11 protein-coding genes and 3 pseudogenes are annotated in these 8,933 nt (G+C 65.3%); 4 read left to right on the top strand and 10 right to left on the bottom strand.

What is annotated here, in order from left to right; all coding sequences use genetic code 11:
• The 10 genes and pseudogenes from I003_RS35310 to I003_RS37145 all read right to left on the bottom strand — a co-directional run.
• Positions 1 to 111 (bottom strand): hypothetical protein (locus tag I003_RS35310; protein ID WP_158689037.1); only part of this gene is annotated, 111 nt, incomplete at its 3' end.
• Positions 108 to 488 (bottom strand): urease subunit beta, encoded by a 381-nt coding sequence (locus tag I003_RS33570; RefSeq protein ID WP_037721996.1) that lies wholly within the window; start codon positions 486 to 488, stop codon positions 108 to 110. The genes I003_RS35310 and I003_RS33570, both read right to left, overlap by 4 nt.
• Before the next feature lie 9 nt (positions 489 to 497).
• Positions 498 to 800 carry an urease subunit gamma gene (locus I003_RS0128305; protein ID WP_027774564.1) on the bottom strand — a complete coding sequence of 101 codons (303 nt, stop codon included), beginning with the start codon at positions 798 to 800 and terminating at the stop codon, positions 498 to 500.
• A 58-nt stretch (positions 801 to 858) separates the two neighbouring features.
• Entirely contained in the window at positions 859 to 2,097 is a 1,239-nt protein-coding gene (locus I003_RS0128300; protein ID WP_037721993.1) for a beta-propeller fold lactonase family protein, read from the bottom strand.
• A gap of 362 nt (positions 2,098 to 2,459) precedes the next feature.
• Positions 2,460 to 2,540, bottom strand: a pseudogene (locus tag I003_RS37155) (YxiG-like protein); the annotation flags it as partial.
• Positions 2,541 to 2,744: 204 nt separating this feature from the next.
• Positions 2,745 to 2,870, bottom strand: coding sequence for a hypothetical protein (locus I003_RS37150; RefSeq protein ID WP_486584437.1), 126 nt, complete (start codon positions 2,868 to 2,870; stop codon positions 2,745 to 2,747).
• Between the two features lie 367 nt (positions 2,871 to 3,237).
• A complete protein-coding gene (locus tag I003_RS0128290) occupies positions 3,238 to 3,546 on the bottom strand; it encodes a DUF6510 family protein (protein WP_051368576.1) in 309 nt (102 codons plus the stop codon).
• 1 nt (position 3,547) lies between these two features.
• Positions 3,548 to 4,300 carry a ferredoxin reductase gene (locus I003_RS0128285; RefSeq protein ID WP_027774560.1) on the bottom strand — a complete coding sequence of 251 codons (753 nt, stop codon included), beginning with the start codon at positions 4,298 to 4,300 and terminating at the stop codon, positions 3,548 to 3,550.
• Positions 4,270 to 4,869 carry a molybdopterin-dependent oxidoreductase gene (locus I003_RS0128280; protein ID WP_027774559.1) on the bottom strand — a complete coding sequence of 200 codons (600 nt, stop codon included), beginning with the start codon at positions 4,867 to 4,869 and terminating at the stop codon, positions 4,270 to 4,272. Before I003_RS0128280 ends, I003_RS0128285 begins: the two co-directional genes overlap by 31 nt.
• 168 nt (positions 4,870 to 5,037) lie before the next feature.
• Entirely contained in the window at positions 5,038 to 5,295 is a 258-nt protein-coding gene (locus I003_RS37145) for a hypothetical protein (protein ID WP_486584436.1), read from the bottom strand.
• A gap of 450 nt (positions 5,296 to 5,745) precedes the next feature.
• On the opposite strand from I003_RS37145, the pseudogene I003_RS0128275 reads away from it, so the two are divergent.
• The 4 genes and pseudogenes from I003_RS0128275 to I003_RS0128260 form a co-directional block, all read left to right on the top strand.
• Positions 5,746 to 6,095: pseudogene (locus I003_RS0128275) on the top strand (transposase); the annotation flags it as partial.
• 15 nt (positions 6,096 to 6,110) lie between these two features.
• A pseudogene (locus I003_RS33565) lies at positions 6,111 to 6,461 on the top strand (transposase); the annotation flags it as partial.
• Between the two features lie 92 nt (positions 6,462 to 6,553).
• On the top strand, positions 6,554 to 7,423 hold the full coding sequence (locus I003_RS0128265) for an alpha/beta hydrolase (RefSeq protein WP_027774557.1): 870 nt from the start codon (positions 6,554 to 6,556) through the stop codon (positions 7,421 to 7,423).
• Positions 7,424 to 7,660: 237 nt separating this feature from the next.
• On the top strand, positions 7,661 to 8,842 hold the full coding sequence (locus I003_RS0128260) for a PP2C family protein-serine/threonine phosphatase (RefSeq protein WP_051368574.1): 1,182 nt from the start codon (positions 7,661 to 7,663) through the stop codon (positions 8,840 to 8,842).
• Positions 8,843 to 8,933: the final 91 nt, after the last annotated feature.

Here is an 8,933-nt window from a genome sequence, read left to right as displayed (position 1 = left end):
GATCAGACTGCGTTCCACCCGGGCGACCAGGTCGGTGTCGGCGAGGCGGAACCGGTCTCCCGCTGTGGGGCCGTAGAGCGAGGCGTAGTGCCTCCTGGCAATAGTCGTCATGACTGCTCCCGCATCCCGGAGAAACCTAGTTCGGCAGCACGGGCCAGGGCTCGACGGACGGTCCACTGGGCAGAGACGCCACCGTCGAGCAGCCCACTAAACCCGACCACTCGGCCGGCACCCCCGAACTCGACCAGGTCGACCTCCCGCTCGTCACCCGCCTCAAAACGGATCGACTGTCCCGACAGCACGTCGAGGCGCATGCCCAGGGAAGCCGGGCGATCGAAGTCGAGCGCCCGGTTGATTTCGAAGAAGTGGAAGTGCGAGCCGACCTGGATCGGCCGGTCTCCCGTATTGCGCACCGAGAGGCGCAGGGTGCGCCGACCACTGTTGATCTCGATCGGTTCGTCGGAGAGCAACCACTCGCCTGGAATCATCGTCGCCCCTCAAGGAATCGGGTTGGCCACGGCCACAAGTTGCGTACCCGTGCGGAATGTGGCCTCGACCTGCACCATGCTGACCATCTCGGGAACACCGGGGAGGACGTCGTCCCGAGTCAGCAGCTGTTTGCCCAACTCGGTGACCTCGGCTACCGACTTCCCGTCCCGAGCTGCTTCGAGCAGTGCCTCGGTGATCAATGCGATCGATTCCGGGATGTTCAGTTTGAGGCCTCTGCCCTTCCTCTTCCGAGCCAGTTCCGCCACATGGTAGATCACAAGTTTCTCGGTCTCCCGGGGGCTGAGCATCAGGGCCGATACCCATGTCTCGATGCGCGGTTCTGCGGGGCCGCTTGCTGCCGTGGTCATCTCAGAACCCTGCAAGGCCCTGCGGGCTGTTGTACGGAATCTCCGCACGGGTGACCTCGCTGAGCGAACCGTCCGCCTGCACCGCATATCCGACCAGAACCGCGGCATTCGCGTAGATCTGGTACAGATGCGTGCCGTCCGGAGACAGCCAATTGTCACTCGGACCACTGCTGACCGTGCCATTAAGCGCCCGGAACGTCCCATCACCAGGCACCTTCGGAGACGCCGAATTATGTACCACCGACACCACATCACCATCGATACGGAAACTGCTGATGTCGCTGTAACCGAAGTTCGTCGCGAACACCCACCTGTCGTCCGGCGATACCGCCAGCCAACACAGCTCCGACGGCAGCCCCGCACTCGTATCGATCTTCACCACCGGACCCGTACCGATCTCCCCAAGCTCATTCAACGTCGCCAGCGCAACCCCGTCAGCGACCGCATACCCGATCACCAGATGATCCGGCCGGTGATGCAGGAACGCCGGATAGAACGGCGAACCGCCACCGCCGTCCTGGAACATCCCCTCACCCAGCGAACCGTCCGACAGAACCGGGAACACCACGATCCCGTCCGGATCCGGTGCATTGGACGCCACCGACTTCTTCGACCCGTCCGGCTGATCCGCCCACAGAATCGGCGAACCATCCGGATTCGCCTTCGCCGGCTCATCGAACGTCGTCCCCACCACTAGGAACCTCCCGTCCGGCGACAGCACAGCCATTGTCGACACCCGCAACGGCTTGCCCGGAGTGTTCACCGTGTAGCCCTCCGGCCGCGCACTCAGCCGGCCCTCACCATCCACCGACATCAACCGCACATGCTCCGGACCAAACGCATGCAGCACAAACAACGTGCGACTCTCAGGCGCAAACGCCAGCGACTTCGCCGTACCACTCCGCCCCGGAACAATGTTCCCCGTCCGCTTCACATCCAGCAGCGACAGCTTCCCGCCGTCCTCCACCGCAAAACTAGATACCGAATTGTCTCCCCCATTCGTGGTGAACAGAAATCGACGGTCCGCCGACACGATCACACTGCCCGCACCCTCAAAAGCGTTCGGCGCACTCTCCTGTCCGCTGATCGGCTTGAACAACCCCGACCCCGCACCCCCCGTAGACACCCGCTCCACCTCCGTCAGCGAGCCATCCACCGCACGAGTGAAATGAACGACCTCGTTCCTCACCCCATTGGTCTGCATGTACAGATGACCCGCAACCTGCATGCCCTGCTCCATCACAACTCCTCCACCCAGACACCTTGCAAAGATCATGTCCCGGAAACAGCTCCCTCGCATCTCGGAACACCCCAGCACACACCCCGGTCAGCACCGTGACCGCGCCGGTTGTCGGCTTCGCTCGAACCTCTACTTTCCAGCCGTCGCCGAGAATCGGCGACCGGGGAGGCAGTGATGTCAGGTCCGTGACATCCCGGACTTCTCAGGTTTCCTAGCCGGCCAGTCGGTCGCCCCGGGACGGTAGACGTGCGCCGTGACCCCGTGCCGCCCAGTCCGGTCGCGAGGTTGAGAGTGTGGGCTTCGAGCACTTCCCCCTGTCGCCGCGTACGCATTCCCCTGATCACCGTGGCCGGGCGGGCGACCATGTAGCTGGTGTATCCGTGGTGCACGACACCGTGATTGAAGGTCTCGTCCAGCATCTGGACAAGTACGGCGGTATCCATGCCGCCCTTCCACCTCACTCGGCTCGAACCCGTGAAGGGGAAGGCCGACGCTGTGACTGTGTCCGAATTGCCCTGCTAAGCGGTATCGAGCAGGACATCGAGAACACCACCGGCCAAGCCGCCTTATGAGGAAAGAGAGCCCGCTGAGGTATGAACCAGCCAAGCGTTTATCAGGGCGAGTTGTATGTGGTGCAGCTCCTGGTCTCACCGGTGCACCGGTTCGAAGGACGTCCGGCCGAGGGACCTGCCCCCGACCCTGTCGGCGGACTGGTCCAGCACGTCGAGGTACGTCGGCAACTCGGGATCGTCGGTGACCGATACTTCGCCCAACGCGCTCACCGAGATGCATCGGTGACCATCATGGCCGAGGAGGGCCTGCCTCGGCACATCGCCCCCGCAGTCGATCTCCGGCACACGCGGCGGAACATTCTGCTTCGAGGCGTCGATATCGACTCATACATCGGCTGGAACATCGAGCTCGACAGTGGCGACGGACCTGTAGCGCTCTCGGTCAACAGAGCCGCGCGGCCCTGCGCATGGATGAACAGTGTCATCGGCCCGGGAGCGCAGCGGGCACTGCGTGGCAGGGGCGGGGTTCGGTGCACACCTCTGTCGGACGGTGTGATCCGTGTCGGCCCGGTCCGCGTCCGTGTCGTCGAGGAACGCACCCATCCCTGGCCCGTCTCGCCCTCGGGGCCTACGCCTCCTCCAGAGGGATGACGAGTGAGGCGGTGCCACTCATGTCGAGGCAGGCGGTGTTCCTGGCCCGCACCACGCGCAGCACGACCTCGCCACATCGCTGGCAGCGCGCGACGAACCCCGGAGCATGCGCGTAGACGTGCAATCGCGCGAGCGGGCCCGTGCACCCGCAGTGTCCGCACCGGCTCGTGGCGGCGGTCACGTCGACGGCGAAGATCTCGGCGAGGGTCCCCGCCATTGCGTTGCCGTCGACATGCCCGTCGACCGTGCCACCCCTGTCAGCGCCGTTGTTCTCCACGGACTCCATCTCAACCTCCACTGTCGCCGAACCGCTCGGTGCGGACGCGTTCCGACGCGTGCCCGAGAAGCACCAGGTAGGCGGCCACCTCCTCGACGAATCCCGTGGGTCCGCAGACGTAGCAGGTCGGCTCAAAGTCAGGGGGCCAGCCGTTGCGAGTCAGATCATCGGGATTGATCCGCCCGGGCGTGCGCGTCGAACCCGAGGGCGCTTCCCGCGTGTAGACGTACGCCGTGTCGAGTCCCGGAGCCCCCCGGCGAAGCTCAGAACCGTACAGCAAGTCAGAAGGCCTCCTCACCGAGTACAGCAGGCGAAAGGGCACCCGGCTGCCGGCCGTCTCGCGGGCTCGCACCATACTCATCAGGGGCACCACCCCCGAACCACCAGCCACCAGCAGGACGGGCTCGGTCTGCTGATCCCAGACGAACCACCCCCCGACAGGACCACGCAGTTCCAGCTGGTCTCCGGGGACCAACTCGTCCACCAAATAGGGCGACACCTCACCCCCCGGCACGCGCTGAATAGTCAGTTCGAGGTATCGACTTCCAGGGGCGGAGGCGATGGAATAGCTGCGCTGCGTGCTGTATCCGTCCTCGGCGGTCAACCGGACGTCCACGTGCTGACCGGCTAGATGCCCAGGCCATTCGGGCACGTCCAGTATCAGTGTCACGGCCGAGTCCGACTCCACGCGCCGATCCGCCACCTCAGTGACACGCCAGCGGATCCGGTCGCCTAGTCTCCGCTGTACCGCTGCTCTCGCCATGGATCTCCATAGTTGTGATAGCCGGCGCTCTCCCAGAAGCCGGGCGCGTCGTTCTGCCGTAGCTCGATTCCGCGCACCCACTTCGCGGACTTCCAGAGATACAGGTGCGGGACCAGCAGCCGTGCGGGTCCACCGTGCTCGGGTGCCAGGTCGCTGCCGTCGTAGCTGTGGACGATCCACGCGTTGCCGTCGAGCAGATCCGCAAGCGGGATGTTCGTGGTGTAACCGCCGTACGAACTGACAAGGGCATGCTCTGCGGCCGTCTCCACATTCGCGAGCAGCACGTCCAGCGAGACTCCTTGCCAGTGGGTATCGAACTTCGACCACTTGGTCACGCAGTGCAGATCGACCGTCGGCGACTCCGAGGGCAGCCCCATCAGGCCCGCCCAATCCCATACGTGCCGCTCCCCTGTCTCCGTCGTGACGGAGAATTCCCATTCTTGCTGCGACACACGAGGCGTCGGCCCGGCGGACAGCACGGGAAAGCCCGTGGTCTCGTACTGCCCGGGTGGCAGCTGCCTGCTGTCGAGCGGCCTTCGGCCGTGGAATCCACGCGAGATGATCGGCATACCCGCCGTCCTTGCCTAGTTGTTCAGCCGGTCATCGTGACGGCCCTCGAGAGTGAGCGTCGACCGGTGACTGCTTCTTACTTCCTTCTCTGGGTGCACGACCCCGGAGCGGCCTCGCCCCGCCTGGAGGGGGGGCGCCTGGAGCGACGGCCCGGCTGGGGCGGACGCTCATCCTTCGACACTACTCGGGCAGTCGTGGCGCGCCAGTCGGCGCGCGGCACTGAGATGCCCGCTGGCGACCAGTCGAGCCCGAAACTTTCTACGGGCATCGAACATGCTCTTGTAGAGGGCGTTCCGATTCGTCTCCGGCACACGCCAGAATTGCCGGCCCAATTTGCTGGAGACCTCAAGCACGACGAACCGGAAGCCCTGGGTGGTGAATTTGGCACCGCCTCGATACTCATGGATTTTATGCGTGATTCGCATCAGGGCATCGTCAGCAGTCCGAAGGGCAAGATAGTTCGCTCCGGCCCCTGGATCCGGTACCGACAAGATGGAAGGCACCATCCATGGCGATTCGCAGAAGCAGTGTGTGCAGTCGTCCGCATGCCTCTTCGTGCGCCAGACCCTCCTCGCGTTCGAGGGCGGCCACCCAAGCCGCAGACTCCGGATCCAAGGGGACCAGGACCTGTTCCGACCTGCACGGCCTTCTACGGCAGGCAGATAGGGGGCCCGCTCCTCATGATTATCTTGACCCCCAGCCGCAAAGCTCATACCCGGTTGAAATTATTCGAATGACACATACATGCGGGTTTAGAATCTCGGAACAGCTCCTCGGCGGCTGTCAAATTACGCACAATAAACAGGGCGCGATCCGCAGGCTCTGCGGTCACAGAGGCCGGCGTCGGTCCCGAGGCTGAGCGGGAAGGAGTTCGCGCAGTGTTCGTTGTGGTCGCCGGCGCCCTGTCGGCCTACTCCGACGCCGACCACCTGGCATCGGCGGCCGGGCTGGTGCCCGTCCCACGTGACTCCGGCAGGCGCACCCGCAACCTTCACCGGCCCAAACGCTACAGCCGCCGCCTGCGCAGGGTGTTCTACATGTTCGCGCAGACGAGTATGACCCGCGAAGGGCCGAACCGGGACTTCTACCTGAAGAAGCGCGGCGAGGGCTGCAAGCACATCCAGGCCGTCATCGCCCTGCCCGCCGACGAGCGAGCGTGTTGTCGGCCCTGCTGCGTGACAACCGGGTGTTCACCTCCGCCCCGCCGGCCACGCAAGCGGCTTGACTTCGCCGTTGAGACTCCTGGTGTGATGACCTGGACCTGCTGATCGCAGCCCACCAGCAGCTCGGTGGCCCGATCGTGCTCGTTTGGGGCAATCTGAACGTCCACAAGGCCGCCGGCTTGCGGGAGTTCGCCGCGTCACGCGACTGGCTGACTATCTACTACCTGCCGCCCTACGCACCCGACCTCAACCCCCGTCGAAGGGATCTGGTCCCTCCTGCGGCGCGGCTGGCCCTCTCCAACGTCGCCTTCCACACGCCCGAACACCTCGTCCAACGCATCCGACGCGGCTTACGGCACATCCAGTACCGCAGCCACCTCATAGACGGCTGCCTCGCCGAGACCGGCCTGACCATCAGACCCACCTGATCAGCGACACGACACCACGAGTTCAACCTGAGTGGCTTGGCTGTGGTCGACTGATCTCGCAATCACTTGCCCACCAGGAAAGGGTTAGAGTCGTGACTCACGCAGTTCACTACCGCACCGCCACCGTCAACAACCTCGAGGTCTTCTACCGGGAAGCCGGTGACCCCAAGGCGCCGACCGTGCTCCTCCTGCACGGTTTCCCGACGAGTTCGCACATGTTCCGCGGGCTCATCCCGGAGCTCGCCGACCGGTACTACGTGATCGCCCCCGACCACATCGGGTTCGGTCAGTCGGCCATGCCCGGACTCTCCGACTTCCCCTATACCTTCGAAGCCCTCACCGAAGTCACCGCCGGCCTTCTCCAGCAGCTGGGAGTCGACCGGTTCACGATGTACGTCCAGGACTACGGCGCCCCCATCGGCTGGCGGCTGGCACTGCAGGCGCCGGACCGCATTACCGCGATCATCACGCAGAATGGCAACGCCTACGAAGAGGGGTTCGTCAAAGCGTTCTGGGACGGAGCCTTCGCCTACGCCAAGGCTCCGGGGCCGGACACCGAAGGACCCATGCGCGGCGCCCTGACCGCCGAAATCACCCGATGGCAGTATCTGAACGGAGTCGCGGACCCGACACTGGTCAGCCCTGACAACTGGGTTCACGACCAGGCGCTGCTGGACAGGCCCGGCAACAAAGAAATTCAGCTGAAGCTCTTCCGGGACTACCCGACCAACGTGGACCTCTATCCGCAGGTCCACCAGTACTTCCGTGACTCCCAGGTCCCGCTGCTGGCGGTTTGGGGGGCGGGCGATGAGATCTTCGGCCCAGACGGCGCGAGGGCCTTCGGCCGGGACCTGCCCGATGCAGAGATCCACCTGATCGACTCCGGCCACTTCGCCCTCGAAAGCCACCTCGAGACCATCTCCGCACACATCAAGGACTTCCTCGCCCGCGTCGTCGCCTGAGTACCTGTTTCTCAACCTCCGGCCTTTGTGATCAAGGAATGGGCGGCGGGTTGCCTGGGATGAACCGGTATGGTGACAGTGAGTGACGTGTTCTGTGATGTGGGCGGTGCCCGGTTTGACGCTCACCGTGGTGCTCCTCACTCTGGTGGGTGGGGGTCCGCCAATGGGAGCGGGTGTGTGGTGGATGGGCAAGGTGGGCTTCCCCGGCTGCTGACGGCAGCGGAGACGGCGGCGCCGGTGGAGGCCGTCGACGTGGTCGCCCGAGATCTTCTGCGGCGTTTTGGTGCCATGCGGGTCTCGTTCCTGATCGTGGACCTGACCGGGAAAGCGGTGGTGCCGCTGTCCACGGCCTCGCAGGCGGAGGCCGGGGCCGGGCGGCAGGCGGACAGGATCGACCTGCGCGGCAGTGTCTACGAGCATGTGGTGCGTACCCAGCGGCTGTACCGGGAGACGACGGGCCGGGGCGAGCGGGTGATCTTTCCGGTCACCAACCGCGGCGATGCCATCGGTCTGCTGGAGCTGTTGCTGCCGGCCGGGCCCGGTCAGGGGGTGCTCGACGCGGTGGGTGAGGCCGCGCACATCCTGGCGTACATCGTGATCGCCAACCAGCGCTTCACCGATCTCTACACCTGGGGAAGGCGCAGCAGGCCCCTGTCTCTGGCTGCGGAGATCCAGCACCAGCTGCTGCCCCCCTCGCTCACCTGCGAGGCGGCGCAGTTCGCGCTGTGCGGGAGCCTGGAGCCCTCCGAAGACGTCAGCGGCGACACCTTCGACTACACCCTCGACCGCGACACCCTCCACCTGTCCTTGACCGACACCATGGGCCACAACCTTCAGGCCGCGCTGTCGGCGACGGTCCTGGTGGGGGCCCTGCGCGGAGCCCGCCGCCAGGGGGCCGACCTCATGGAACAGGCCCGGCGAGCCGACCAGGCCCTGGCCGACCACAGGCCGCACGGTCACGCCACCGGGCAACTGGTGCGTATCGACCTCCACACCGGGCAGGCGCACATGATCAATGCGGGCCACCCCTGGCCGCTGCGCATGCGCGACGCAGTGGTGGAGGAGATCACCTTGGAGGCGGACCAGCCCTTCGGACTGATCATGCCCATCCCCCACCCCTACCGGGTCCAAGAGCTCGACCTGCGTCCCGGCGACCGATTGATCATGCTCACCGACGGCATGCTCGAACGCGGCGCGGAGGAGGTGGACCTGCCCGCCCTCGTCAAGAACACCCGGCACCTGCACCCCCGCGAGACCGCGCTGACACTGAGCACCGCCGTCCTGGACGCGGCCGGCGGCCATCTGCACGACGACGCCACGGTGATGTGCCTGGACTGGCACGGCCCCCAGGAGACCAAGCGGCACGTCGGCTCCGGCGCGGACACCCAGCAAGCCTCACCCCGCCGCACGAAGCGTTAGAGGGCGGTTCGTGACTCTTTGATGGGTTATCGCGTCACCTGTTGGTGTGGGTACGGGGCGGAGTCTGCCGGTCCATAGCCGCTCGTCTGCT

This window comes from Streptomyces sp. CNQ329 (assembly GCF_000482585.1).
Note: the sequence above shows the minus strand (reverse complement) of the source record. Positions and strands in the feature narration are given on the sequence as shown.

What these genes read in the sequence shown, in the direction of transcription:
- I003_RS37145 (WP_486584436.1), bottom strand. Translation starts at nt 5,295, where the DNA reads ATGCGAATCACGCATAAAATCCATGAGTATCGAGGCGGTGCCAAATTC.
- I003_RS0128290 (WP_051368576.1), bottom strand. Translation starts at nt 3,546, where the DNA reads ATGGAGTCCGTGGAGAACAACGGCGCTGACAGGGGTGGCACGGTCGAC.
- I003_RS0128285 (WP_027774560.1), bottom strand. Translation starts at nt 4,300, where the DNA reads ATGGCGAGAGCAGCGGTACAGCGGAGACTAGGCGACCGGATCCGCTGG.
- I003_RS33570 (WP_037721996.1), bottom strand. Translation starts at nt 488, where the DNA reads ATGATTCCAGGCGAGTGGTTGCTCTCCGACGAACCGATCGAGATCAAC.
- I003_RS0128300 (WP_037721993.1), bottom strand. Translation starts at nt 2,097, where the DNA reads ATGGAGCAGGGCATGCAGGTTGCGGGTCATCTGTACATGCAGACCAAT.
- I003_RS0128280 (WP_027774559.1), bottom strand. Translation starts at nt 4,869, where the DNA reads ATGCCGATCATCTCGCGTGGATTCCACGGCCGAAGGCCGCTCGACAGC.